The following is a 24,192-nucleotide window of genomic DNA, read 5'->3' as shown; positions in this document are numbered from 1 at the left end:
CTGACGGGGCGTCGGCCGGTGGTGGGACGGCCCGGCGTGGCGCGTACGGCGCGGCGCGCTCCGGACCACGCCGCACGGCACGCCCTCGGACCGCCCCGGCACCGCCGACCGGGCCGCGTGCCACCGCCGGCCGGCGGCGTGACATCCTCGGGGCCATGACCACCGCACCCGCAGCGCCCCTCGGCACCCTCCGCAACCCGGTCGGCGCCCACGTTCCGGTGGCCGCCCGCGGGCTGGCCGGAACGGGGCTGGCGTACGCGCGCCGGGTCGGCGCCGAGACCGTGCAGGTGTTCGTGGCCAACCCGCGTGGCTGGGCCACCCCGCCGGGCAACCCCGCGCAGGACGAGGAGTTCCGGGCGGCCTGCGCCGAGCAGGCACTCCCCGCCTGGGTGCACGCCCCGTACCTGATCAATTTCGGCTCGGACAACCCGGCCACCCGCGAGCGCTCGGCCGACTCGCTGCGGCACTCGCTGCGCCGCGGCCACGCGATCGGCGCGCTGGGCGTCGTCCTGCACACCGGGTCGGCGGTCGGCACGGCGCCCGGCGGCGGCTCCCGGCGGGCCGAGGCGATGGCACAGGTCCGGGCCGACGTGCGGCCGCTGCTGGACGAACTGGACGCCCTCGGCGAGGACGCGCCCTGGCTGCTGCTGGAGCCGACGGCGGGCCAGGGCAGCTCGCTCTGCTCCCGGCTGGAGGAGCTCGCCGAGTACGTCGAGGCGCTGGACGGGCACCCGAAGGTCGGCGTCTGCCTGGACACCTGCCACGCCTTCGCCGCCGGGCACGACCTGGCCGTACCGGGCGGGGTGACGGCCGCGCTGGACGCCCTGGCGTCGGCGGCCGGGCCGGGCCGGCTGCGGCTGATCCACGCCAACGACTCCGAGGACGTCGTCGGCGCGCGCAAGGACCGGCACGCCAACATCGGCGCCGGGATGATCGGCGCGGAACCGTTCCGCGAGCTGTTCGAGCACCCGGAGACGGCCGGTGTCCCGCTGCTGGTGGAGACCCCGGACCGCAAGCACGGCGGGGACGGCACCGGGCACGCGATGGACATCGCCGTGCTGAAGGAACTGCGCGAGCGGGCTGCCGCCCCCGCCCGGCCGGCCTGACCTGCTCGGCCCGCCGCTCGGACAGCCGTGAGCCCGGGGGCCCACAGCGGCCCCCGGGCTCACCGGTCGGTCAGCAGTCGCCGATGCAGTCGTCCTCGGTGTGCTCGTGGACGTTCAGCCAGTTGGCGTGCGGGCCGAACAGGCCGACACCAGCCGAACCCGACTCCAGGCTCTGCCCGGTCGACGAGTGCGACCCGTGCCAGGCCGCCATCGCCGGCGCCGGCGCCGCGAAGGCAGCGGCGCCCGCCACGGCCGCGATCACGGCGAGCTTGCGGATCTTCCCACGAAGCGACATCTGATGTCCTCTGGTTCGATTCTGGTCCTCGATCCGCCTCCCGGAACGGCCGGTGCGGCCACCGGACGGGGCGGACGGCGCCCCACCGGGGGAAGCGCCGGGCCAACGTTTGCACACGAACGCGCACGCGCCGCGGCGCGCCGCAAACCGGCTGAGGCATTCGGGTGACGACATCCCTCCCCCGGGTGAACGCCCTCGGACACCCGGCCGCACACCGAACGGCCGGTCCGGACCGGCGCAGGACGAGTGCCCGTCCGACCGGTGCGGGACCGCAAGTCTTGCGGTGACATGCCAGGCCGACTGAACAAATCCCATCGATTTGGTACAGAGCGCCACCCGGTTCGAGCATGAACGGTGGCTCCACCGAGCACGCGCAGGACCACGAAAGGCGCACCACCCTCATGCAGACCAGCCCGGCCGCACCCCGGCAGGCGACCCGACCGAGCCCGCCGGAGACCCCGGAAGCGGTCACCGCGACGCCCCGCAAGGGCGGCCGCTTCGGCCTGCCGACCGCCACCGCCCTGGTGATGGGCAACATCATCGGCGGCGGCATCTTCATGATCCCCGCCGCCGTGGCCCCCTACGGGACGGTCAGCCTGGTCTCCTTCGTCGTCCTGACCGTGGGCGCGATCGCACTCGCGCTCGTCTTCGGGCAGCTCGCGCGCCGCAACCCGCGCACCGGCGGGCCGTACGTCTACGCCCGGGAGGCCTTCGGGGACTTCGCCGGGTTCCTGTCGGCCTGGTCGTACTGGATCACCACCTGGGTCAGCAACGCCGCGCTCGCGGTCGCCGCCGTCGGCTACCTCGACGTGCTGCTGCCCGTCGGCCACTCCATCGGGCTCAGCATCGCCGCCGCGATGGCCTTCCAGTGGCTGCCCGCGCTGGCGAACCTGGCCGGCACCCGCTACGTCGGCGCCGTCCAACTCGTCTCCACCGTCCTCAAGTTCATCCCGCTGCTGCTGGTCGCGGTGGGCGGCCTGGGCTTCTTCGACGCGCGCAACCTGGGCCCCTTCGACGCCACCGGGCACGGCTGGGCCGGCGGGATGACGGCGGCCGCGGCCATCCTGCTCTTCAGCTACCTGGGCGTGGAGTCGGCCGCGATGAGCGCCGGCCAGGTCCGCGATCCGGAGCGCAACGTCGGGCGGGCCAGCGTGCTCGGCACGGCCGGTGCGGCGGTGGTCTACCTGTTGGGCACGCTCGCGGTCTTCGGCACCGTCGCCCACGACCGGCTGATCCACTCCACCGCGCCGTTCTCGGACGCCGTGGACGCCATGTTCGGCGGCACGTGGGGCGGCACGGCCATCGCCGTCGCCGCACTCGTCTCGATGACCGGCGCGCTCAACGGCTGGACGCTGCTGGCCGCCCAGGCGCCGTACGCGGCCGCCAAGGACGGGCTGTTCCCGGCCGCCTTCGCCAAGGAGCGGCGCGGCGTCCCGGTGTTCGGCGTCGTGACCAGCGTCGCGCTGGCCTCGGTGCTGACCATCCTCAACTTCGCCACCGGCGCCAAGGGCGCGTTCGACATCCTGGTGCTGGTCACCACCTTCACCGCGACCGTCCCGTACCTGCTCTCCACCGCCGCGCAGCTGTACTGGCTGGTGCGCGGCATGCCCGACAAGGTCTCCGGGGGCCGGCTCGCCCGGGACGCGGTGCTGGGCCTGGGCGCCTTCGGCTTCTCCCTGTGGCTGGTGGCCGGCGCCGGTTACGCGGCCGTCTACCAGGGCGTGCTGTTCCTGTTCGCCGGGATCCTGGTCTACGTCTGGATGGCGGCCCGCCGCCGGGACTGACGGCCCGGGGCCGGGGCCGCGGCGGCTCGGAGTGACGGGCTCCTGACGGATCGTCACGCACCTTGCCCGGAGCGGCGGATGTGGACATCCTTGGCCGGAGGTTTCCCTCCCGGGCGGCTCCTCGCCATCGGCCGGCCCGCCCGCGCCGGATAGACGGGAGACCGGAACCTCCGCACCCTGCACCGCCGTTCTGCGCGAACCTCCGTTTCCGTGAACCTTCGAGTACCGGGAGTGCCATGAAGATCCTGAGGCTGTTGACAGCCCCCGCCGCCGTCCTCGCCCTGACCGCCGGCACCGTCACCACCGCCGCCGCGGCCCCGGCGCGACCGGCCCTGAACGACGTCGTGGTCCTCGGCGCCGCCTCCAACGGCCAGACCGTGCAGGTTCACCCGGGTGACGTGGTCCAGATCGACCTGCCGCCCTACCGCGACAGCACCGTCACCTGGCTGTCCTCCGTCCCGGCGACGACCGCGCCCTCGGTGCTGCCGCAGACCTCGGGCAGCACCGACCCCGACAACACCACGCACGCGACCTTCAACGCGGCCACCGCCGGGACGAGCGACATCACCTGGATCTGGCGGTGCGCCTTCCCGGATCGCGGCTCGGCCTGCCCGCCGTTCGTCTACTACCCGCGGACCACCATCGTCGTTTCCTGACCGCACGCACTCGAACGGCCGGGATCCGCAGCCTGCGGATCCCGGCCGTTCGAGTGGGGGCGAAGGTCACCCCGGCCCGTGGCCCCGCTCACCGGGAAGCCGCGCCTCGGACACGTTCACCGCGACGGCCTCCGGGCGCCCGGCGGCCGATTCCGCGAAGCGGGCGCGGGGCCGCGGGGCGTCCGGCGGCTGGAGGGTGAGGACGTGGTCGGCCAGCGGGAGGAAGGCCGGGTCGTGGGTGATCAGGATCGTGGTGCGGCCCGCCATCAGGCGGCGCAGCGGGGGGATCAGCTGCTGGACGGTCTTCGGGTCCAGGCCGGTGGTGGGTTCGTCCAGGACGAGGACCGGCGCGCCGCGCAGGAAGGCCCGGGCGATGGCGACGCGCTGGGCCTGCCCGCCGGAGAGCTGGAAGCCCTCGTCGCCGATGACCGTGCCGTACCCCTGCGGCAGCGCGGTGATGAAGCCGTGGGCGCCCGCGCTGCGGGCCGCGCGTTCGATGTCGCCCTGCGGGGCGTCGGGCCTGCCGTAGGCGATGTTGTCCCGGATGGTCGCGTGGAAGAGCTGCGCCTGCTGGGGCAGGAAGCTGATCGCCGCACGCAGCGAGGCGATGGTCAGGTCCTGGATGTCGGTGCCGTCGAGGCGGACGGTACCGGACTGCGGGTCCAGGAAGCGGACCAGGAGCTTGGCGAGCGTGGACTTGCCGCTGCCGCTGGGGCCGATGACGGCCAGGACCTTGCCGGGACTGACGTCGAAGCTGACGTCGGACAGCACCGGGGCGTCGTGGCTGCCGGCGTAGGCGACGTGGACACCCTCGAAGGAGACCCGGCCGCGGACCGCGCCGGCGTCCCGCGCGGCGGGGCTCTCCCGGACCGGACTGGACAGGTCGTGGATCTCCAGTAGGCGCTCGCCCGAGGCGCAGGCCGCGCCCGCGAGCGGGACGAGCCCGGCGAGTTGCTGGATCGGCTCGAACAGCTGCGCCATGAAGGCGGCGAAGGCGAGCAGACCACCCAGGCTCAGCCCGCCGTGGATCACCTGGAGGGCGCCGACGCCCACCACGACCAGACCGGCGAGCATCTGGAGGACGTTGAGGAGGGGCTGGTAGAGGTCGGACATCCGGGCGGCGGAGAGCTCGGCGTCCAGCAGGGCCTTTCCCTCGCGGTGCACCCGCTCGACCTCGCGCTCCTCCTGGCCGCAGGTGCGGGTGACCACCACGTTGCGCAGCGTCTCCTCCAGCAGCGCGGTGACGCCGCCGGCGCGGCGCTGGACCTGCCGCTCCCGGATGCGGATGCGGCGCCCGAAGAAACCGGTGGTGAGGATGAACAGCGGCGCGACGATCAGCGCCGCCAGGGTGAGGGGCCAGCTCAGGTAGAACGCCGCGCCGGCGAACAGCACCAGGCTGACCGAGGCCACCGCGCCCTCGACCAGGCCGGTCGCGACCATCTGCTCGATCGTCGCGATGTCGGCGGTCATCCGGGCCACCAGGTCGCCGCGCCAGCGGGTCTCCAGGGTGTCGGGCGGCAGGGTGTGCAGATGGGCCAGTGTGCCGGTACGGAGCCGGAGCAGGTACCGCTCCGCGATCCAGGTGCCGGTGTAGGTGCCCGCGAAGGTGAACAGCGCCGCCGCCGCGGCCGCGGCGAGCATCGTGCCGCCGAGCGGCCAGAACTCGGCGAAGTGCCGAGGCACCAGGACCTCGTCGATCAGGTCCTTGAACATCCAGACCGAGACGACCTCGCCGAAGGCTCCGAGAACGAGCAGCACCGCGCTCAGCGGCAGCCAGCGCAAGTCCGGTCTGACCCACGGCCAGAACCGCCGGAACAGCTCGCGCAGCGAGATGGCGGGCGAGTCCGCCACCGGCCCCTGGTCGATGGCCCGGTCGGCTGCCCGGTCCTCCGGACCCCCCATGGGCGTCGCACCGTGCATGGAGGAACCCCACTCAGGATGAGGGGCCGGCGGTGATACCGCCGGCCCCAGGGATGGGTGTCATGCCGGGCTGTTAAGCACAGCCCGGACCGCCCTTATCTGTCACCAGAAGCCAAACCGACGACGGCGGCCGTGGCGACGGCGGCGACGGTCACGTTCACGTCCGCGACCGCGGTCCCTGCGGTTGAAGTAACTCATCACGACTCCATTTCTTCCCTTGCATTGGCACGCCGCACGTCCACGGCCGACGCCGACGGCGCGGACCCGGGGAGCACGACAGAGACTGCCGTTGCCGTGAGACAGCCCTAAGCGGCGGGCACGTCAGGGATGTGCCTGCCAGAGCCGTTCTCACATCTCCAGTATCCGCCTGGCGCCCCCGCTCGCAGCTTCTGGACCGCAACCGCGACCGGTCCTCGGCATGCGAAGGGACCCCGGACTCGGCCGCCCGACCCCCGCCCCGGCGGCCGGATCCGGCCCTCCCGACCGGCCCCCCGACGAGCCGGGTCGGGCGAGGAGCCGCCCGGTCGGCTCGGCGACTGACCCACCGTCAAGTGCCGTTCGTCCGGCGTCTCGAAACAGCCGCGCCCGCGCACCGGGCGCCGCCGCCCACCGGTCGACCGCAGGCCCCCGCGACGACGGCGTCGGCGCGAGCCCCCGGCCCTCGCGCCCCCTCCCCGAAGACCCCCGCCCGGGCCGCCGACCCCGCCCGCCGACGCCTACCCGGATGGCGCAGCCGACCGACGGGGCGGGGGTGCGCACCCCCGCGCGGCGAGAGGCGAGACCCCGCGTCGAGCCCCGCGGGAACCACCGGAACGAGGCCCCGGCACCGCCTGCGCCACGGCGAGTCCGCCCTGAGGAGGCGCCCCGCAGCCGCCTTCCGGGCGACTCCGGGGCCCACGAGAACCCGAAGCGACTGCGTTCGGGTGACGGCGCCACCATCGGCGGCACCCTCGCCCCACTCCCCGGCCCGCCCGCCGGCTGCCCGTGCTGCCCGTGCTGCTCGGCCCCTCGGTGGCCCCGCCGGTATCGCGGCTACGGGGCGGCATTCCTCCTCGCAGGAGTCCTCGTCACAGGAGTCCTCGTCCGGGATGCCTCATTCCCTGGAGGATGCTCCGAAGGAGACGCCGGTGTGGTGGGGGTGGTCGTCGGCTCGGGCAGCTGGGTGGGTGAGGCCGAGAGCGGGCAACTCGGCGACGGCACCGCGGCGGGCGAGGAGGCCTCAGGGGTCGGGGCCGGTTGTACCGGCACCGGCGTCGCCGGGTACGAGGCGCCTCCGCCCTCGTTCGTCGAGGGGCCGCCGAGATGGCCCGCCACCTCGACCACGCCGCCGCAGGCGAGCAGCACCGCGGCCAGCACTGACAGCCCGGCGGAGGCCCGCAGCGCCCGGGGCGCCGTGGTTCGCGGGTCGGTGTCCACGCTCAGTCCACGTATTCCTGGGCGACCTGCACGTACTCGAAGCCCTTGACGTCGGTGGCGATGTGCATCTGACCGGTTTGCGAGGAGGCGATCAGGGTGTTGAGCAGGCCGGTGATCGCCCCGCTCAGCGCCGACTCGGTGTCCGAACCGTCGGCGATGAACAGCGCCTTGGTCGCCACCTCCTTCAGCACGTCGCGCCTGGCGGCGCCGAAGCCGTAGGCGATCACGTGCGGGTGGCGCGGCCAGTTCCGGTCCACCAGCGCGCGGAAGGAGTCCCGCCACTTCGCGTCGGTCGGAGCGCCGTCGGTCAGGAAGAAGATCGCCGGCCGCAGCACGCTGTACTGCTGCGCCCGCAGGCTGCTCACGTCCTGTTCGATGCTCTGCCGCAACTGGTCGAAGGCCTTGCCGTACTCGGTGCCCCCGCCGCAGATCACTTCGGGCATGCTCGGGACCTGCTCCATGTCCGACATCGGGATCACCACGTGCACGTCGGTGGAGAAGGCGACCACGCTGACCCTGGCGAACTCCGAGACGCGCGGATTCGTCGCCAGGTTGTAGTGCAGACGCGAGAGGGTCGCGTTGAGCACCGCCTCGTGCGGCTTCATCGACGAGGAGGCGTCGATCACCACGTAGGTGGGCAGGCAGAGTGACATTGTGTGCACCTCTGAGCTAGTGGTTGGAGGCGATGATGATGACCAGGATCACGACGAAGGCGAGCACCCAGATCCACTTGGCGGACGGGCCGGTCGCGGGCTTCTTCTTCTCCTCGACCGTGCTGACGCGGGTGGCGGTGACGGTGGGGGGCTCCGGGATCGCGTGCGGCGCGGGCCGCGGAAGCACCACCGCCGGCTGCTTCGGGGGCAGTTGGGGCAGCGGCGTACGTGTCGGACGCGGCACGGCCCTGAGGTAGGGCCCGTTGTTCAGCGCCTGGTTCAACTGGGCGGCTGCGGGCCGTCGCTCCCGGTCGGTCGCGAGCAGCATGTCCAGCAGGACCTCGGACACGGCGGGCTGGTTCAGCCAGTGGGACGCGGCGACGCCGTGGAAGGTGCTCGCGTCGCGCCGGCCGGTCAGGCACTTGGCGACGAGCAGGGCGAGCCGGTAGCGGTCGGTGTACTGGTCCGCGTCGGAGCCCGGCGGCGTGAGCGGGTCGGCCCAGTTCGGCTGGTGGATGTCGGGCATCTTCTTCGGCTGGCAGCCGTCGACGTCGATCAGGTAGACGGAACGCCCCTCCGGGCTCCAGAAGGCGTTGGAGAACGACCAGTCCGAGTAGACCAGGCCCAGGCCCTCCAGGATCGCGGCGAGCGCCGTCAGTTGACGGCAGGCAGTCAGTCGGCCCTCGAATCCGGGACAGGGCAGGCCGACGCCCCGGATCGACTCGTCGGACTTCGCCAGCCAGTCGATCTCCAGGAACCGGCGCTCGCTGAACTTGCCGCGCCGCAGCTCGGAACGGTACTGCTCGGGCGCCATCGGGATCACGCACCCGACGGCCGGGTTGCCGGGCTCGCGGATCCGGGCCGCGGGCCAGCACGTCCCGGCGTACAGGGTCGCCCGCTCCGCCTCCGGCAGCGTGTCCGGAGCCGAGATCAGCAGGTCGATCCGGCGGCCGTCCTCCTGGTGGAGGCCGGGCCGGTAGAGCTTGGCCAGCCAGCCCGGATGGCCCGTCAGCGGCCGTACGGCAACGGCCTGGCCGTTGTGTTCGGAGATCGGCTCGGCGAGCGGTCCGAGATCGCCGAGGCCCACGGTCCTCGGCAACGCCCAGCCCCGCGGGTCCACCGCCGGGGCGCCGTCGCCGACGACGGGATCGGAGTCGGTCATGTCCCGCTGCCGTTCCACACCACGACGGCGGTGCGGTCGTCGAGGCACTGCGGTGCGTCGAAGCCCACGTCGGCGGTGAACCGGGTGGCCGGGACCGGCGAGCGCCAGGCGTTCGCGAAGTACTCGTTGACGTTGCCCGCCCGGTCCGCCCACGCGTCGCCGATCCCGTCCGTGACCAGGGCGAGGGCGGCACCGGACGCCAGGGTGACGTAACCGTCCACGGCCAGGTGCGGCGTGTCCGGCAGTCGGCCGGCGACCTCGTTCGAGACCACCACGGCCGCGCGGTCCTTGGCTTCGCCGGCGGAGAACCGCCACAGCGGGACGCGCGGGTCGAGTGTCCAGGCCGAACTGTCACCGAGCCAGCCGACCCATGCCCGCGCCACGCCGTTCGCGTCCGGCTCGGCGATCACCGCGGTGATCAGCACGGTCGCCAGGTGCGAGGTGCCGACGCCGCGTCCGGCCGCGTGCGCGGCGATCGATTCCGCGACCCGCCCGTACAGCGCCTTGACGTCGAGCCGGTCGAAGCCGACCGCCTCGATCTGCTCGCGCAGCAGGGTGACGGCCTGGCTGGAGGCCGCCGTGGCCCCGACGTCGGACCAGGCCGCGCTGGACAGGCCGTCGGCCACGGCCACGATCGCGTACCGGCTGTCCGGGCTCCGCCCGATCCGGTACGAGTCCTGTCGCGGCTCGGCGGGCCGGCCGCAGCGGTGGCCGGGCCCGACGACGGAGGCGGCGCGGATGGTGAGGGCACCGACCGTGGCTTCGTCGGCGGCGATGCCGTTCTGCACCGTGCGCTCCGGCAGCAGCCAGGGATAGCCCTGTGCCCGCGCGCCTTCGCCGAAGCGGGGCACGCTCAGGTCGGTCGGCCTCTCGCGCAGGAACGGCCGGGGCCTGCCGGGCTGGGCCGTCGACACCGCCGGTGCCGCGACAAAGCGGCAGACCGGCGCCGTCGCGTCGGGCCGGGGCCCCCGTTCAGGCCGGTCCCGCTGCCGGGCGGGCGTCGCGGCGGCCTCGGACCCCAGTGCGGCCGCCGCGCCGACGACACCCACCGCCGCGAGGGCGAACGCGTCCACCAGCCAGCCGTAGTGCCGGTGCGGCGTGCCGACCTCGGCGAAGGCCCCGATGACGACGGCTGCGAGCAGCCCCGCCCGCACCCAGCCGTCCGTCAGGCCGTCCCGCCGACCGCCGCCCCCGCTCACGGCCGTTCCCCACGATCGCGGGACCTCGACCCGGAGGCGAAGTGCTGGTCACCGTGCTGCACCGCGAACACCTCGCCGGAACCGGTGGCGGAGTTGACCTGGACCACGACGTCCGGCCGTTGCTCGGTCCGCAGCGTCGCCAGAGCTATGACGTCCTGGGCCAGAGCCGGGTTCCGGTCCAGCAACTGGAACAGGGCCTCGGTCCAGAAGTCCACGGCCACGGCGTCGACCGCTCCCCTCGTGGCGGTCGACCCCCGCTCCAACGCGGCGGACAGTTCCCTGCGGCGGCTGCCGTGGGCCCGGGCGATGACGCCGCTCATCAGTCGCCTCGCCTCGTTCCACAGATCGGTGCCCATCGCGGACACCAGAGCGGTGGCTCCGCTCGCGGCCAGCTCGGCGAGTTCCTGGTTCATCGGCGCTTCAGCCCCGTTCGTTGTAGTGGATGTACTGGCCACCTTGGCCGACGGCGAAGACCGTGCCGTTCCCCGTGGCTCGGACGGGTTGCTCCACGGACCGCGGCTCGGCTTCCGCAGGCCGCTCGCGGGAGCCGGACTCCGGGCCGGGACCGCCGTGCGGCCCGACCGGGCTGCCCGGGTACCAGAGCCAGGCCCGTGCGGCGTACTCCTTGACCCGGACCTCGGCCGCGGTGAAGGCGCCGGCTTCGAGCCCCTCGTAGCCGTGCCCGACCGTCTCCTCGTAGTAGTGCTGCGAAAGCATCGCGGCCACCGGGGTGCCGTCCGGACCGTCCAGGGCCGCATGCCGCAGCGGGGGCGAGTCGAGCAGCCGGGCGAGCGCCTCGAACGGGGTGCCGGAGACGGTGCCGTCCGGATCGACCCGGACCTCCCCCGCGTGCGCGGCGGCCCGTACCCGCAGCCGGGCGTCCGGACCGGTGTGCCGGTTGTGCTCGCGGATCCGCGAGCCCAGCTCCGGCAGCAGCGGGACCAGCAGTCCGGCCTTGGGCAACCCGGCCGGGGCGACGAGCCGGCAGCCGTCGCCGGTGTCCACGTACGCGAAGTCCCGCCGGTCCAACTCCGCGACGCCGAGGGCGCCGAACAACGCGGACCGCAGCACGCCGCGGATCTCCTGCAGCCGCTGCTGACCGCGGCCCGCGGAACCCGCGATGTCGCACGCCAGCAGAGCTCGGTACTCGTACCTCGGATTCACATTCCCTCCGCGATCACGACGAGGGCCGGCAGTTCGAAGATCGATCTGCCGTCGGCGCCGAATTCCCGGTGCCGACACGATGGTTAACCAGAACGTAGAGGAGGGGTCCTCGGGTAGACCGGCTACTAATACGGCTTGTCCGGCTTCGGCCGGACGAGGAGGAGGAGTGACCGATGAGCAACACACGGATGCGCGGAGCCGGGGCCTACTGGCCGACGACCGGGCTGCTCGGCCGGGTCGGCGAGGCCGATCGCCGAGTCCTGCTGGGGCTCGGCCACGGCGTGGTCTACCCGGCCGGTCAGATCACCATCCGCGAGGCCGACACCTCGGACTTCTCGCTGCTCCTGATCGGCGGCACGGTGAAGGTCACCGCCCACGCGCAGGACGGTCGGGACGCGCTGCTGGCCGTACGGATGGCCGGGGACCTCGTCGGGGAGTTCGCCGGGATCGACGGCCAGCCGCGCATCGGCACCGTGACCGCCTGCGGCCGGGTGCTGGCCCGCTACATCCTGCCCACCGAACTGCTGGCGTGCACGAAGCAGCACCCCGCCATCGGGCTCGCACTCAACGCGAGCGTGGTCGCCAAGCTGCGCACGGCGACCAGCCGGATCGTCGACTTCACCGGTTGCGACGTGCTCGGGCGGCTGGCCAGGATCCTGCACCACCTCGCCGTCACCTACGGGCGCCCCGGCCGCAAGGAAGCCCATCTCCCGCTGTCGCAGCCGGAGATGGCCACGCTGGTCGGCGCCGCGGAGTCGTCGATCCACAAGGCCCTGCGGGCCCTGCGGGAGTCGGGCGCGGTCGTCACGGGCTACCGCAGGATCACGATCCTCGACCTGGATCACCTCGCCCGGATCGCCGCCGCGACCGAACCGGCCGATTCGCGGGCGATCTCACCAAACAGGTAAAAGCGCCGGGTTCCGACGACGGGTCGGCGTCAGCATGACCGAGTGCCGGGACCCGAGCGTTGGAGAGGACCGGAGAAACAGATGCCAGAGAACAACGGTGCTCCGGACGGCTCCGCGCGCATCCGGGCGGGCGACGTGTCCGGAACGATGATCGTCGGCAACCGGAACACCGTGACCAACCTGAACATCACCACCGGACACGGTTCGGCCATCACCGTGAACGCGGGGCCTCCGCCGAACCCGGTCAAGCGTCAGCCGATCTCCCACCTGCCGCGTTCCGCCGCCGATCCGCTGATCGGCCGGGAACGGGAGCTCCAGGCACTGCAACAGGCCATCGGAGCACGCCAGTTGGTGCAGATCTGGGGCGCCTCCGGGGTCGGCAAGAGTGCCCTGCTGCGCCACCTCGCCCGCACCTTGCCGCGCGGGCCCGAAGGCGCGGCCTACATCGAAGCCGGCGGACGGACGGCCGACGACCTCGCGCAGGCGATCTTCGACATCAGCTTCGACGCGCCGAACTACAAGCCGTCACTGGAGGTGCTGAAGGAGCACCTGAAGACCCTGCGGCTGCGGATCTACCTGGACGACGCGGGGCTCGACGAGAAGGACCTGCACCGGCTCTTCGACCTGGCCGAGCACTCCACGTTCGTCTTCACCTCGCAGCGCCGGTCGTCGGTCACCGGCGTCCACCCGATCCGACTCGACGGACTGACGGCCCCGGCAGGGGTGGTCCTGGTGCAGACGGTCCTGGCCCGCGCGCTGCGGCCGGACGAAGCGCGGACCGTGACGGCGCTGTGCGACGCCCTGCACGGCAATCCGCTCCGCCTGCGGCGCATCGCCCTGTCGGCCGCGACCGGCAAGGGCCTGCCGGGCATCGCCGACCTCCCCGCGCTCCTTCCCGCGCTGCTCAACAGGCTCCGGCCGGAGGAGCGCGACCTGCTGTACCTGCTCGGCTCGCTGTCGGGCGCCGAATTGGCCGCCCGGCAGCTCGACGCCCTGCTCGGTCGGACGGACAGCGACGCGCTCGCCGGCGAACTGGTGCGGCACGGCCTGCTGGTCGCCTCGGAAACCGGCTACGGATGTCCGCCGGACGTCGCCGAGTGCGTGCTCAAGAGCCGGATGACGCAGTTCCCCGCCGCGCCGCTCTGCCGGGCGCTCACCACGTGGGTCGAGTCGCGGGAGACCACCCCGGACGAGGTCGCGGCCCACTTCCAGGCCCTGGACGTCGCGGTGCTGGGAGCGGAAAGGAGCGGACAGGCGCAGCTCGGCGTGGAGTTGGCCCGTGCCGCCTCGCCGAAACTGGCGCTCTCCCGGCAGTTCGACGCGTGGGGCAGCCTCCTCGGAGCCGGCTGGGCCGCCGCGAAGAGCGCGGGAGACCGCGCGGGCGAGGAGTTCTTCCTGGGGGAGGCGCGCACCCGCCGCAAGGCGATCGGCCGGGCGGCACTGACGACGGCCCTGGTGCTGGAGGCGGGGGTGCTCTGGCAGGAACTCGCCGCCCTGCAAGCGCACTCGGTGGCCCACCAGGCCGCCACGACGGCGATCACCGCCGTACCGCCGATCGATCCGGTCACCACGGCACACGCCGTCGGCCAGTCCCCGCTGATCACGCACCCGGCGGTCAGCCCGCCGACGGTCACCCACCCGGTCGTCCAGCCACCGGCCGTCACCCACCCCCTCCCCGCCTCCGGCGCTCCGGCGCCCGTGCACCCGCCGGGTACACCGCAGGTGATCGACCTGTCCCACTCCGCTCCGCAGCCCCCGGCCGGGGGCCATGTGGCCGGCGCACACTCCCCCTCGCAGGCGGCGCCGCAGCGAATCGACCTCTCGGGAGCGCACCACTCCGCCGCCCAGCCGGCGCACGCCGCGAGCGCCACCACCACGTCCAGCACGGGCCACGCGGTCACCACCGCCGGCGCAGCGGCCGCCAAGGGCGGAGCAGCCCTCGCCGTCGCCTGCGTGGTCGGTGCCGCAGCCGTACTCGGTGTGGGCGCCATGGTCTACACCCAGAACCAGTCGAACCTGGCTAAGCCGGCCCAGCCCACCTACTCGCCGGCCCCGCCTCCGAGGGTCTACACCCCCGCCCCGCCGGTCTACACTCCCGCCCCGCCGGCCCCGTCTCCGAAGGTCTACACCCCCAAGCCGCCGGTCCCTGCCCCCGTCGTCACGCCGGACCCCGTCGATCCCGTGTGCGCAACGGTGGTACCGGAATTGGGAAAAGAGACCCGGCAGCACAACGCCGACCTGACCGCCGTTCACAGCGCCTTCGACTCGTACAACAACGCCGTAGCCGCGTACAACTCTCGACGGACCTCCACCGTTCCCGACGACAGCACGGTGAAATCCCGTATCGACATCATCCTCAAAGACCTGCGCGCCAGCGAGTCCACGTTGCGAGGAGCCCTATCGCAAGCGCGGGACGGATCCGTGGTATCCGACCTCAAGGGCCTTCTGACCGCTAGCCAGCAGGAGGAGAACCAGTTCCGCGCAGCTCGGAACGATCTCACCACCGGCTACAACACGGCCAGCCAGGCTTCGGCATACAACTCGGCCTGGCAAAGTCTGGCGATCCACTGCATCGCCTGGTAATCCGCCACAAGACCGACCAGGAAAGGCCGACCATGTCTACGGAATCCACCCCCGGCACCATCCACGCCGGAGACGTCTCCGGCACCTTCATCGTGGGCGACAACAACCACGTGACGAACACGAAGCATCACCCCGAGCAGCCGCAGCCCCAACCGCGCCAGCAGAACTCGGCCGAGGACCAGTCAGCCGTCTTCGCCGTGGAACACGGCACCATGCACGTCACCTACAACCACAACGCCGAAGCCGCGCCCGAGACGGAGGCCCGAGAAACGCGTCAGCCCTGATCGGCCAGCAACTCCAGGTCCTGGGCGTTCAGCGTCGCCGTCTTGAGCAGTTCCCTGATCAGGTTGACGCTGAGCGTCGAGCCGACCGGCTCGCCGACCTCGTCGCGCGTCAGTCCGCGCACGCCCCGCCGGCGCAGCCGTTCGCGCACGTCCTCGACCGTGTTGGCGACCGACTTGTGGGTCCAGGACTTGGTCGCGTGGGGCGAGGCGTTGACCAGCCGGGCGGTCTCCTCCCAGGCCGACGGGAGCGGGAAGGCGTCCTGGCCCTCCAGGTAGCGCCGGGCGAGCGCGGTGAGCACCAGCCGCTCCTGTAGGGAGAGCAGGTAGACCGTCTCGGGGGCCGCGGTATCGGCGCCGCTCGTGGAACGGGGGTGCAGGTCATCCCCGTCCACGACGCGGACCTCCACCAGGTGGGACCGCCGCTTGGACGAGTTGATCACCAGCGGGGTGTACCCGGGCCCGATGATCCGCTTGTGGCTGGTGAGCATCAGCACGCCGTCGGGCAATTCGATCGGCAGACTGCCGGTGTTGACCAGCCACCAGTCGCCATCGGTGCCGGCGCAGGTGAAGACGCCGTGCCGACGGCTGACGGTCGGGTCGTCGACACCGACCGGTACGTGCACGTCCTCGCGGTCGCGCCCGAACAGCAGGGTGTACCGGCGCGACGGCACGGCGTACCCGCCCTCCGGGCCGAGCACGAAGATCGTCCCCGGTGGCGCCGAGGGCACCCTGCCGGAAGGACTGCCCGGCGGCAGCATCTGAGGTGGGAAGTTTTCGTACGCCATCTCACATACCTCCGCTTCGGCTCGCGCCAGTGTATGAGCGCACCGAGAGGACCAGTCCTCCTGCGGGCACGCGGCGTGTCGAGCCCGCGGAACCGCCAACTCCGCTTGTCCGGAGTGGACTTGCTCGATAGCCTGCCCGCCGTGAGCGAGATCAGCCGGCGAGCTGCCGCGATCGACGGCATGGTCGCCGAACCACTCGGTCCGGGCGATCCGCAGGAGATCGGCCGTTTCAGCATCATCGGCCTGCTCGGCACCGGCGGCATGGGCGAGGTCTACCTCGGGGTCTCGGACAGGGGCTACGCCGCTGTCAAGCTCGTCCGGCCGCGGCTGGTCCCCAGCGAGCGCTTCGACCGAGAGGTCGGCATCCTCTACCGTGTGCCGCTCGGAGTCGGACCGCGGGTGCTGGCGAGCGACGCCACTCCGGAACGCCCGTGGTTCGCCACCGAGTACGTCCCCGGGCTCACGGTGGACGAGGCGGTCCGGCTGCACGGCCCGCTGCCCGCCGAGGCGCTGTGGCTGCTGCTGGCCGAGACAGCCGCTCAACTGCGGGCCGTACACGCGTCCGAGATCGCGCACCGCGACATCAAGCCCGCCAACGTCATGCTGGTGCGCGACGGCGTGAAGCTGATCGACTTCGGCATCGCGCGCGCCGCGGACCAGGCGAGGCTCACCGGGATCGGCGGCAGCTACGGAACACAGGGCTTCTCGGCACCGGAACAGCAGGCCGGGGACGAGGACGTGGCAGCGCCCGCGGACGTCTACTCGCTCGCGGCGCTCCTGCTCTACGCCGCCTCGGGTCGCACACCCGGCGCCGCCTCCGACGTGGAGCCGCTGCGCGCCGTGGACGCCGACCTCGCCGCCCTCCTCGGGCCCTGTCTCGCCACCGACCCCGGAGCACGCCCCACCGCCGACGAGATCGTCCTGGCGACGCGCACGCACCGGCTCGCCCCTCCCCCGTCCTGGCCGCCCGAGGTCATGTCACGCATCGACGCTCGACGTGCCTTCGCCGAAACGCCGGTCGGCAAGCTGGAGACCGTCCCGCCACCGGATACGAGCACGGACCCGAAGCCTGACGTCGGGCCCGCACCCCTGGCATCACCTCACCGCCCGCGCAAGCACCTGTTCCTGTTGCCGATCGCCGCGGCGACCGCCCTCGGCGCGGTCGCGGTGTTCGCCCTCAGCCCGTCCACCTCCCCGCAGCACCACAACGCGCAGGAGTCCAGCGGCGTGCCGGTCGCCGTCGAGCCCTTGGCCGGGGCGACGCCCGGGCCCTCCGCGAGCCCGAGCACCTCGATCTCCGCCACCGCCACCGCCGAACCCTCTCCCCCGCCTTCAACCGCCCCGGCCGGCACCACGCGGACACCCTCCCCGAGCCTGCGGCCCTCGACCTTCGCCACCGCCAAACCCGCTACCCAGCCCCCGACCACCCCACCTGGCACGGCCACCCCACCGAGCACGGCCCCCGCCGCACCCTCAGCGGCTGCCCCCAGCCCCACCTCGTCATCGATCAGCGGCATCAACGGCAGCGACGACCCGGCACAGGTCAAGGGCTCCGAGGCGGACACCAGTTGGTTCGGCCCCGACGCCGCCTGTTCCGCCTGGCTGGACGACAACGGCTCCGGCTCGCTCGCGGGCGTGCTCAACACCTCCCTGGCCCAAACCTGCGTCGCCGAGCTCGCCCGCAGCGACGGCATCACGTACACCTTCCGCGCCTCCTGGGGCGCCGCGAAGACGAGCTTCGTCCCAGACATCGGCTACACGATGTGGATCTGCGTCTGGAACGCGAACAACCGGTCCGGCGAGCAGTGCTCCGCTCGCTTCGGCATGAACGGCACCACCCCGGTCCGCCGGTGAAACGAGGCTGCCGGAACGACTGCGGCCCGGGTCGGGATCATGCTCCTGACCTGGGCCGCAGTACGCGTTTCAGCTGTTCACGGGGTGGGCGCGGACGCTTTCGAACCGCCGACATCTGCTTCGTAAGTTCTCGCCGGCATCCGCAGATGCCGTCGGGGTCACCCCGACGACCGGCATACGGCCGAACGACGCACCAACGGTGATCCCACTGTCCGAAGAGGCTTCACCGGACGGTCGGAACTCCAGCTGTAGAGGCCACCACCCGTGCAGGGCCGTCAGCAGATCATCGTCGGTCGTATCGTCCCCGTCGGCCGACCTGAGCCTCGTGGTCCAGCGACCTGCCGGCTCGCCTGGAGACCGGTGGCGTCGGCGGTCACCGGCCGGGCGGGGGCGGCCACCTGATCAGGGGGCGCGCGCGGCACCGCGACCGACGGGAAGCCGTGGGCGGTCACTGGGCGCTCGCCGCGGGGCGGACGACGAGCTCGTTGACGTCGACCTGCCGGGACTGGGACACGGCGTAGGCGATGGCCTCCGCGACGGCGGAGGCGGGCAGTGCCACTGCGCGGTACGCCCTCATGGCCTCCCTGGCGGTGGGGTCGGAGATGCCTTCGGCGAGTTCGGACTCGGTCACGCCTGGAGAGACGAGGGTGACCCGGATGTCTCCGGTGGACTCCTGGCGCAGCCCTTCGGAGATCGCGCGGACGGCGAACTTGGTGGCGCAGTAGACGGCGGCGGTGGGAGAGACCTCGTACGCGCCGACGGACGCGATGTTCACGAAGTGCCCGCCGCCCTGGGCCCGCATCACGGGCAGTGCGGCGGCGATGCCGTGCAGGACTCCCCGCAGGTTCACGTCGATCATGCGGTCCCACTCGTCCGTTCTCAGGGCCTCCAGGGGCGAGAGCGGCATGACTCCGGCGTTGTTGACCAGGACGTCGACCCGGCCGTAGCGCTCACGGGCGGCGGACACGAAGGCCTGGACGTCGGCGGCGTCCGTGACGTCGAGACGCCGGAACGCCGCGGTGCCGCCTGCGGCGGTGAGCTCCGCGGTGAGCGCGTCGAGGCGGTCGGTGCGCCGTGCGCCGAGGAACAGGCGGTGGCCGTCGGCGGCGAGGCTGCGCGCGGTGGCCTCGCCGATCCCGCTGCTTGCTCCGGTGACCAGTACGACCTTGGGTGTCTGCGTCATGCCTGCTTCTCCTCCCGGTGGAGCACGAGGTGTTCGTGGTGGAGGACTCCGTCTCGGATGTCACCCGTGGCGGTGAACCCGGTGTCGTCGACGTAGTCGATGTGATGGCCGGTGACCGTGTAGCGGCCCGTGTAGGCGCTGCGGCGGTGGCCGCGGGCCTCGTCGTATCGGCCGTCCGCCCGTAGTTCCTGACGGATGTGGCCGTCCGCCGTCACCCACAAGCCGACCACGTCGGCTCGGCCCTCCTCGGTGCTGCCCGTCAAGGACGGACTCCCTTCGTCGATGGATGCGGATCCGTTCCGCCCGACCGAGTCTGGGCGGGGCGCGGGTGACCGGCCAGGACGTGCCTTGCCTGGGTGCGGTGCACCCAGGCAAGGCACCGCCGGCGCGGCCTAGGGTGAGGGCGTGACCGACAACCACCTGGGAGAGTTCCTGCGCGCACGCCGTGCGGCCCTGCTGCCGCAGGACGCCGGCGTGGCGAGCCACGGGGTACGCAGGGTCGCCGGACTGCGCCGGGAGGAGGTCGCCGTCCTGGCCGGGGTGAACGCGGACTACTACACCCGCCTGGAACAGGGGCGAGAACGCCACCCATCGGCCCAGGTCCTCGACGCGCTCGGCCGCGCCCTGCGGCTTGACTCGGATGGGCACGCGCACCTGCACCAGCTGGCGGGGACGGTGCCGAGCAGCCGGTTCGCCCACACCACGGACCGGGTCGGCCCCGCCCTGCGCCAGTTGCTGGACGGCTACCCGGCCGCCCCGGCGTTCGTCATCAACCGGACTTTGGACGTCCTGGCGGCCAATGCCCTGGCCGAGGCCCTGCACTCACCCTTCGAGCGGATGGACAACCTCGCCCGGATGGCCTTCCTCGACCCGGCGGGCCGGCAGTTCCACGAACGGTGGGGCCACACGGCCCAGGCCGTCGTGGGCCACCTGCGGCAGGCGGCCGGGCTCGACCCGGACAGCCCCCGGCTGCGGGACCTCGTCCGCACCCTCACCGGTCACAGCACGGACTTCACCCGTCTGTGGAACGCCCACGCGGTGCGCGGCAAGACCCAGGAGGCCAAGCACCTCCTCCACCCGGACGTCGGCCCACTGACCCTCACCTACCAGGCCTTCGACGTGCGCGATGCTCCCGGCCAGCAGCTGATCGTCTACCAGGCGGAGCCCGGCAGTTCCAGCGCGCAGGCCCTCAGCCTGCTTGGGTCCCTGCGCGCCACCTTGAACCGGGGCGCCGGGTAAACGGTGAGGACGGTCAGCTGCGTTGAGCGCGCAGTGATCAACTCGCCTGATGTCCACGGCGCCACACTTCACTCTCCGTGACTCCGCGACTGGCTGTACGGGACCGGACACCCGCCCAAAAGGAAACCACCAGCCGCCGTCAGTCCCGAAGCCCACTCCCACAGAAAACTCGCCGTGTGCACCGGCTTCTCTCACCGCGGCCAAGCAGCACACGACTCCGTAACTCGAATGGTCGCCACCAGACTGGGTCAACTAGCGAGCATCACAGAGGATTTGGCCCTACGGTGCGGTGCCAGGGGGCCATCGAGCGAAAGGCTGTCACTGGCATGGCCGGGAAATTCGAGCTGTACAAGGACGAGAGCGGGATGCACCGCTTCCGGCTCAAGGCGAGCAACGGGACGGTCATCGTCACCGGGGACCCGCACGAGAGCAAGGACGAGTGCCTCAGGAGCATCGAGTCGCTCCGCAAGCTCGCGCCGTACGCGGAGCTCAAGGAGGCGGCCGGGTCGCACTGAGGCGGCGCGGTGCGGGAGCGGGTCGGCGATGCAAATCGCCGACCCGCGTTCGCTTCTACGACAGATCCCTTTGGCCGGGTGCACGCCGGGCGCGGACAGAACACCGACATGCGCGTCGTCATCGTCACCGAATCCTTTCCGCCCGAGGTCAACGGAGTCGCCCACAGCGTGCTGCGGACGGCCGAGCATCTGGTCCGCCGGGGCCACCAGCCACTCGTCGTCACCCCCGCACCCGCGCGGGGCGCCGCGTGCCCGCCGCACACCTTCGGCGGCTCCGAAGCGGTGGAGCTGCCGGTGGTGCGCATTCCGTCGGTGCCGCTGCCCGGGTACCCGCAGGTGCGGATCGCGCTGCCGAGCCGGCAGTTGGCGGCCGCCGTCGCCGGGCACCGGCCGGACATCGTGCACCTGGCCAGCCCGTTCGTGCTCGGCGCGCGCGGGGTGCAGGTCGCGGCCCGCCTCGGCGTCCCCGCCGTGGCCGTCTACCAGACCGACCTCGCCGGGTACGCGCACGCCTACCGGGCCGGGCGGGGCCTCGGGGAGGCAGCCGCCTGGCGGCGGATCCGGGCCGTGCACCGGGCCGCGGCCCGGACGCTGGCGCCGTCCACCCCCGCCGCCCAGGACCTCACCGCGCACGGAGTACCCAGGGTGCAGCTGTGGCCGCGCGGGGTGGACTCGGCGCGGTTCCACCCCCGGCACCGGGACGAGGCGCTGCACCGGGCGCTCGCCCCGGGCGGGGAGGTGCTGGTCGGGTACGTCGGGCGGCTGGCGCCCGAGAAGCGGGTCGACCTGCTGGCCGCCGCGTCGGCCCTGCCCGGGGTGCGGGTGGTGGTGATCGGGGACGGGCCGTCCGGGCCCGGGCTGCGGGCCTCGATGCCCGGCGCGGTGTTCCTCGGCCGCCGGACCGGCGAGGAACTGGCCCGCTGTTTCGCGACCCTGGACGTGTTCGTGCACACCGGCCCGCTGGAGACCTTCTGCCAGACCATCCAGGAGGCGATGGCGAGCGGCGTGCCGGTGATCGGCCCGGCCGCCGGCGGCCCGCTGGACCTGGTCGCGCACCACCGGACGGGCCTGCTGGTGCCGCCCCGGGACGGCGCCGCGGTGGCCCGGGCGGTGGCGGAACTGGCCGCCGACCCCGGGCGGCGGGCCGCGTACGGGCGCGCCGGACGGGCCGAGGTGACCGCGCGGACCTGGGAGGCGGTCGGCGACCTGCTGCTGCGGCACTACTCGGAGGTCCTCGCCGAGCACCGCGGCACACCGGTGGCTCCCCCTTCCGCTCCCCCGGCGGTCGTCGAGCCGGTCGCCGTCGTGGAGGAGCTGCCGGCATGACGGACACCGCCGACCGCGAACCGCTGACCATCGTGCGGCTCGCGAACTTCGTCACCCCGGTCTCCGGGGGCCTGCGCACCGCGCTGCGCCACCTCGGTGCCGGCTATCTGGCCGCCGGGCACCGGCCGGTGCTGATCGTGCCCGGGGAGCGGCGCAGCGAGGAGGAGGGCGAGCAGGGCCTGGTGGTCACCCTGCCCGGGCCGGTGCTGCCGGCCAGCGGCGGCTACCGGGTGCTCACCGACCGGCGGGCGGTGGCCGCCGAACTGACCCGGCTGAAACCCGACCGGCTGGAGGTGTCCGACCGCACCACGCTGCGCTGGACCGGCAGTTGGGCCCGGCGGCACGGCGTCCGCTCGGTGATGGTGTCGCACGAGAGCGCCGTCGGGGTGCTGCGCACCTGGGGGCTGCCCCGCCCGCTCGCCGACGCGGCCGCCGACCGGCTCAACGCGGCGACGGCCCGTACGTACGACGCGGTGCTCTGCACCACCGACTGGGCGGCGGCGGAGTTCCGGCGGATCGGCGCGCCCAACCTGGCCCGGGCCCCGCTCGGCGTGGACCTGGACGCGATGCGCCCGCTGCCGCCGGCCGCGCGGGCCCGGGAGCGGGCGCGGTACTGCGGGCCGGACGACGTGCTGCTGGTGCTCTGCTCCCGGCTCTCGGCCGAGAAGCGGCCCGAGCGGGCGGTCGAGGCGCTGGCCGCACTGCGGGCCCGGGGGCTGCCGGCCGTCCTGGTGGTGGCCGGGACCGGACCGCTGCGGGACCGGCTGGCGGCCCGGGCGGAGCGGCTGCGGCTGCCGGTGCGCCTCCTCGGGCACCTGGGCCGGCGGGAGGAACTGGCCCGGCTGCTGGGCTGCGCGGACGTGGTGCTCGCGCCCGGGCCGGTGGAGACCTTCGGGCTCGCCGCGCTGGAGGCGCTGGCCTGCGGGACACCGGTGGCGGTCAGCCGCTCCTCCGCGCTGCCCGGGCTGATCGGCCTGGCCGGGGTGGCCGCCGCCGACACCGGCGCCGGATTCGCCGCGGCGGTACGGGAGTTGCTGGCGCGCCCGGAGCAGGCGCGGCGGGCCGGCGCCCGGGCCCGGGCCGAGCGGTACGGCTGGCCGGCCGCGGTGGCCGCGTTCCTCGCGGCCCACGGCGTGCGGAACCCCGGCGCGGTGGAGGAGGGTTGGGATGAGCGTGCTCGGCACCGGGCGTGACCGGTCCGCGGACGGCCGGCCGGTCACCGGCGGGCCGGTGCGGTTCGTCGCGCTCGGGGACTCGCTGACCGAAGGGGTCGGGGACCCGGTCGGTGAGGGATGGCGCGGCTGGGCCGCCGTCCTGGCCCGGTCGCTGGCACCCGAGGGCGGCGTCGAGTTCACCAACCTGGCGTGCAGCGGCGCCCTGACCACCGACCTGACGAATCGTCAACTCCCTTCCGCGTTGGCGCTACGGCCACGGTTCGCGGCCGTGGTGGTCGGCGGCAACGACACCCTGCGGGCGGGCTTCGACATCCGGCGCACCACCCTGGATCTGGACGCCACCCTGGGCGAACTCTCCAGCCACGGCGCCGTCCTGCTGACCGCCTGCCTACCCGATCCGGGCACCCTGCTCCGCCTGCCCGCGCCGCTGGCCCGACCGCTGGCGCGGCGGATGCAGGCCGTCAACACCGTCGTGCACGCCCTCGCCGCCCGGCACCGGGCGGTGCACCTGCACATCGCCGAGCTGCCCTGGTGCGCGCAGCGTCGGCTGCTCAGTGTCGACCGGCTGCACCCCAGCGCCGAGGGCCACCACCTGATCGCCCGCGGGTTCCACGAGCTGCTCGCCGCCGCCGGCCACCCCCTCGGCCCGCCGCCCGTCGACACCCCCGCCGAGGCCCCACCCGGCCGGGCCGCCGACCTGTGGTGGATGGCCACCCAGGGCACCCGCTGGGTGGCCGCCCGCAGCACCGACCTGCTGCCCGGACTGCTCGCCCTGGCGGCGGCCGAAGGCATCGCCCGGCTGCGCGGGTCCAACGGGCGGCACGACGAGCAGATGGCCCGCGCGGCGGCGCAGGCCCTCGCGTCACTGGGGTGAGGCGGCGAGGGCTCGGCTAGGCAGTGTCGTCAAAGTGATCTTGGCTAGTGGATCATGGTGTGGTGATACGTCGCCATGAACTCTCCGATGCCGAGTGGGGCTTGGTGGAGC

At 73.2% G+C, this 24,192-nt stretch carries 22 protein-coding genes; 12 read left to right on the top strand and 10 right to left on the bottom strand.

The features are described 5' to 3' along the window. Positions 1-155 precede the first annotated feature (155 nt). Complete coding sequence (locus AB0O82_RS23970; RefSeq protein WP_363585985.1) at positions 156-1,106, top strand: deoxyribonuclease IV; 951 nt, start codon at positions 156-158, stop codon at positions 1,104-1,106. Between the two features lie 70 nt (positions 1,107-1,176). Here AB0O82_RS23970 and AB0O82_RS23965 read toward each other — a convergent pair whose 3' ends face one another. Further along, complete coding sequence (locus AB0O82_RS23965) at positions 1,177-1,401, bottom strand: hypothetical protein (protein WP_363585984.1); 225 nt, start codon at positions 1,399-1,401, stop codon at positions 1,177-1,179. Between the two features lie 401 nt (positions 1,402-1,802). Here AB0O82_RS23965 and AB0O82_RS23960 point away from each other — a divergent pair, with 401 nt between their 5' ends. Next, a complete protein-coding gene (locus AB0O82_RS23960; RefSeq protein WP_363586029.1) occupies positions 1,803-3,185 on the top strand; it encodes an amino acid permease in 1,383 nt (460 codons plus the stop codon). Positions 3,186-3,421: 236 nt separating this feature from the next. Beyond that, complete coding sequence (locus tag AB0O82_RS23955; RefSeq protein WP_363585983.1) at positions 3,422-3,841, top strand: hypothetical protein; 420 nt, start codon at positions 3,422-3,424, stop codon at positions 3,839-3,841. A 66-nt stretch (positions 3,842-3,907) separates the two neighbouring features. Here AB0O82_RS23955 and AB0O82_RS23950 read toward each other — a convergent pair whose 3' ends face one another. The 6 genes from AB0O82_RS23950 to AB0O82_RS23925 all read right to left on the bottom strand — a co-directional run bounded on the left by AB0O82_RS23950 (position 3,908) and on the right by AB0O82_RS23925 (position 11,355). Beyond that, positions 3,908-5,743 carry an ABC transporter ATP-binding protein gene (locus tag AB0O82_RS23950; RefSeq protein ID WP_363585982.1) on the bottom strand — a complete coding sequence of 612 codons (1,836 nt, stop codon included), beginning with the start codon at positions 5,741-5,743 and terminating at the stop codon, positions 3,908-3,910. 1,436 nt (positions 5,744-7,179) lie between these two features. Further along, positions 7,180-7,830: a VWA domain-containing protein gene (locus tag AB0O82_RS23945; protein ID WP_363585981.1), complete on the bottom strand. Its 651-nt coding sequence runs from the start codon at positions 7,828-7,830 to the stop codon at positions 7,180-7,182. Between the two features lie 16 nt (positions 7,831-7,846). Then, complete coding sequence (locus AB0O82_RS23940; protein ID WP_363585980.1) at positions 7,847-8,992, bottom strand: hypothetical protein; 1,146 nt, start codon at positions 8,990-8,992, stop codon at positions 7,847-7,849. Continuing rightward, entirely contained in the window at positions 8,989-10,191 is a 1,203-nt protein-coding gene (locus tag AB0O82_RS23935; RefSeq protein WP_363585979.1) for a protein phosphatase 2C domain-containing protein, read from the bottom strand. The genes AB0O82_RS23940 and AB0O82_RS23935 overlap by 4 nt, the downstream gene beginning before the upstream one ends. After that, a complete protein-coding gene (locus tag AB0O82_RS23930) occupies positions 10,188-10,604 on the bottom strand; it encodes a hypothetical protein (RefSeq protein ID WP_363585978.1) in 417 nt (138 codons plus the stop codon). The genes AB0O82_RS23935 and AB0O82_RS23930 overlap by 4 nt, the downstream gene beginning before the upstream one ends. Before the next feature lie 7 nt (positions 10,605-10,611). Next, positions 10,612-11,355, bottom strand: coding sequence for a hypothetical protein (locus AB0O82_RS23925; RefSeq protein ID WP_363585977.1), 744 nt, complete (start codon positions 11,353-11,355; stop codon positions 10,612-10,614). Positions 11,356-11,528: 173 nt separating this feature from the next. Here AB0O82_RS23925 and AB0O82_RS23920 point away from each other — a divergent pair, with 173 nt between their 5' ends. The 3 genes from AB0O82_RS23920 to AB0O82_RS23910 all read left to right on the top strand — a co-directional run bounded on the left by AB0O82_RS23920 (position 11,529) and on the right by AB0O82_RS23910 (position 15,130). Beyond that, positions 11,529-12,263: a Crp/Fnr family transcriptional regulator gene (locus AB0O82_RS23920; RefSeq protein WP_363585976.1), complete on the top strand. Its 735-nt coding sequence runs from the start codon at positions 11,529-11,531 to the stop codon at positions 12,261-12,263. 81 nt (positions 12,264-12,344) lie between these two features. Then, the gene (locus tag AB0O82_RS23915; RefSeq protein ID WP_363585975.1) at positions 12,345-14,846 is read left to right on the top strand and encodes an AAA family ATPase; all 2,502 of its coding nucleotides are present in this window, start codon (positions 12,345-12,347) and stop codon (positions 14,844-14,846) included. A 32-nt stretch (positions 14,847-14,878) separates the two neighbouring features. Further along, positions 14,879-15,130, top strand: a complete 252-nt coding sequence (locus tag AB0O82_RS23910; protein ID WP_363585974.1) for a hypothetical protein — start codon at positions 14,879-14,881, stop codon at positions 15,128-15,130. On the opposite strand, the gene AB0O82_RS23905 is transcribed toward AB0O82_RS23910, so the two are convergent. Beyond that, positions 15,121-15,915 carry an FHA domain-containing protein gene (locus AB0O82_RS23905; protein ID WP_363585973.1) on the bottom strand — a complete coding sequence of 265 codons (795 nt, stop codon included), beginning with the start codon at positions 15,913-15,915 and terminating at the stop codon, positions 15,121-15,123. The genes AB0O82_RS23910 and AB0O82_RS23905 overlap by 10 nt on opposite strands. A gap of 141 nt (positions 15,916-16,056) precedes the next feature. Here AB0O82_RS23905 and AB0O82_RS23900 point away from each other — a divergent pair, with 141 nt between their 5' ends. Further along, positions 16,057-17,769 (top strand): serine/threonine-protein kinase, encoded by a 1,713-nt coding sequence (locus tag AB0O82_RS23900; protein WP_363585972.1) that lies wholly within the window; start codon positions 16,057-16,059, stop codon positions 17,767-17,769. A 448-nt stretch (positions 17,770-18,217) separates the two neighbouring features. Here the strand turns inward: AB0O82_RS23900 and AB0O82_RS23895 are convergent, their stop codons facing one another. Continuing rightward, positions 18,218-18,952 carry an SDR family oxidoreductase gene (locus tag AB0O82_RS23895; protein ID WP_363585971.1) on the bottom strand — a complete coding sequence of 245 codons (735 nt, stop codon included), beginning with the start codon at positions 18,950-18,952 and terminating at the stop codon, positions 18,218-18,220. Next, positions 18,949-19,215, bottom strand: coding sequence for an Atu4866 domain-containing protein (locus AB0O82_RS23890; RefSeq protein WP_363585970.1), 267 nt, complete (start codon positions 19,213-19,215; stop codon positions 18,949-18,951). Before AB0O82_RS23890 ends, AB0O82_RS23895 begins: the two co-directional genes overlap by 4 nt. 142 nt (positions 19,216-19,357) lie before the next feature. Between AB0O82_RS23890 and AB0O82_RS23885 the strand changes: the two genes are divergently transcribed. From AB0O82_RS23885 to AB0O82_RS23865, 5 genes are all read left to right on the top strand, one after another. Then, positions 19,358-20,191 (top strand): helix-turn-helix transcriptional regulator, encoded by an 834-nt coding sequence (locus AB0O82_RS23885; protein WP_363585969.1) that lies wholly within the window; start codon positions 19,358-19,360, stop codon positions 20,189-20,191. A gap of 326 nt (positions 20,192-20,517) precedes the next feature. Next, the gene (locus AB0O82_RS23880) at positions 20,518-20,706 is read left to right on the top strand and encodes a DUF1508 domain-containing protein (protein ID WP_063350276.1); all 189 of its coding nucleotides are present in this window, start codon (positions 20,518-20,520) and stop codon (positions 20,704-20,706) included. 108 nt (positions 20,707-20,814) lie between these two features. Then, positions 20,815-22,032: a glycosyltransferase family 1 protein gene (locus AB0O82_RS23875; RefSeq protein ID WP_363585968.1), complete on the top strand. Its 1,218-nt coding sequence runs from the start codon at positions 20,815-20,817 to the stop codon at positions 22,030-22,032. Continuing rightward, positions 22,029-23,225, top strand: coding sequence for a glycosyltransferase (locus AB0O82_RS23870; RefSeq protein WP_363585967.1), 1,197 nt, complete (start codon positions 22,029-22,031; stop codon positions 23,223-23,225). Before AB0O82_RS23875 ends, AB0O82_RS23870 begins: the two co-directional genes overlap by 4 nt. Then, on the top strand, positions 23,200-24,081 hold the full coding sequence (locus AB0O82_RS23865) for an SGNH/GDSL hydrolase family protein (RefSeq protein ID WP_363585966.1): 882 nt from the start codon (positions 23,200-23,202) through the stop codon (positions 24,079-24,081). The genes AB0O82_RS23870 and AB0O82_RS23865 overlap by 26 nt, the downstream gene beginning before the upstream one ends. The last annotated feature ends 111 nt before the right edge of the window (positions 24,082-24,192 follow it).

The sequence above is a fragment of the Kitasatospora sp. NPDC088264 genome (genome assembly GCF_040685715.1).
Lineage (GTDB): Bacteria > Actinomycetota > Actinomycetes > Streptomycetales > Streptomycetaceae > Kitasatospora.
Note: the sequence above shows the minus strand (reverse complement) of the source record. Positions and strands in the feature narration are given on the sequence as shown.

Excerpts from the sequence above, each read along its gene's own strand:
- AB0O82_RS23970 (WP_363585985.1), top strand. The coding sequence starts at position 156 with ATGACCACCGCACCCGCAGCGCCCCTCGGCACCCTCCGCAACCCGGTC.
- AB0O82_RS23965 (WP_363585984.1), bottom strand. The coding sequence starts at position 1,401 with ATGTCGCTTCGTGGGAAGATCCGCAAGCTCGCCGTGATCGCGGCCGTG.
- AB0O82_RS23960 (WP_363586029.1), top strand. The coding sequence starts at position 1,803 with ATGCAGACCAGCCCGGCCGCACCCCGGCAGGCGACCCGACCGAGCCCG.
- AB0O82_RS23955 (WP_363585983.1), top strand. The coding sequence starts at position 3,422 with ATGAAGATCCTGAGGCTGTTGACAGCCCCCGCCGCCGTCCTCGCCCTG.
- AB0O82_RS23950 (WP_363585982.1), bottom strand. The coding sequence starts at position 5,743 with ATGGGGGGTCCGGAGGACCGGGCAGCCGACCGGGCCATCGACCAGGGG.
- AB0O82_RS23945 (WP_363585981.1), bottom strand. The coding sequence starts at position 7,830 with ATGTCACTCTGCCTGCCCACCTACGTGGTGATCGACGCCTCCTCGTCG.
- AB0O82_RS23940 (WP_363585980.1), bottom strand. The coding sequence starts at position 8,992 with ATGACCGACTCCGATCCCGTCGTCGGCGACGGCGCCCCGGCGGTGGAC.
- AB0O82_RS23930 (WP_363585978.1), bottom strand. The coding sequence starts at position 10,604 with ATGAACCAGGAACTCGCCGAGCTGGCCGCGAGCGGAGCCACCGCTCTG.
- AB0O82_RS23920 (WP_363585976.1), top strand. The coding sequence starts at position 11,529 with ATGAGCAACACACGGATGCGCGGAGCCGGGGCCTACTGGCCGACGACC.
- AB0O82_RS23915 (WP_363585975.1), top strand. The coding sequence starts at position 12,345 with ATGCCAGAGAACAACGGTGCTCCGGACGGCTCCGCGCGCATCCGGGCG.
- AB0O82_RS23910 (WP_363585974.1), top strand. The coding sequence starts at position 14,879 with ATGTCTACGGAATCCACCCCCGGCACCATCCACGCCGGAGACGTCTCC.
- AB0O82_RS23905 (WP_363585973.1), bottom strand. The coding sequence starts at position 15,915 with ATGGCGTACGAAAACTTCCCACCTCAGATGCTGCCGCCGGGCAGTCCT.
- AB0O82_RS23895 (WP_363585971.1), bottom strand. The coding sequence starts at position 18,952 with ATGACGCAGACACCCAAGGTCGTACTGGTCACCGGAGCAAGCAGCGGG.
- AB0O82_RS23880 (WP_063350276.1), top strand. The coding sequence starts at position 20,518 with ATGGCCGGGAAATTCGAGCTGTACAAGGACGAGAGCGGGATGCACCGC.
- AB0O82_RS23875 (WP_363585968.1), top strand. The coding sequence starts at position 20,815 with ATGCGCGTCGTCATCGTCACCGAATCCTTTCCGCCCGAGGTCAACGGA.
- AB0O82_RS23870 (WP_363585967.1), top strand. The coding sequence starts at position 22,029 with ATGACGGACACCGCCGACCGCGAACCGCTGACCATCGTGCGGCTCGCG.
- AB0O82_RS23865 (WP_363585966.1), top strand. The coding sequence starts at position 23,200 with ATGAGCGTGCTCGGCACCGGGCGTGACCGGTCCGCGGACGGCCGGCCG.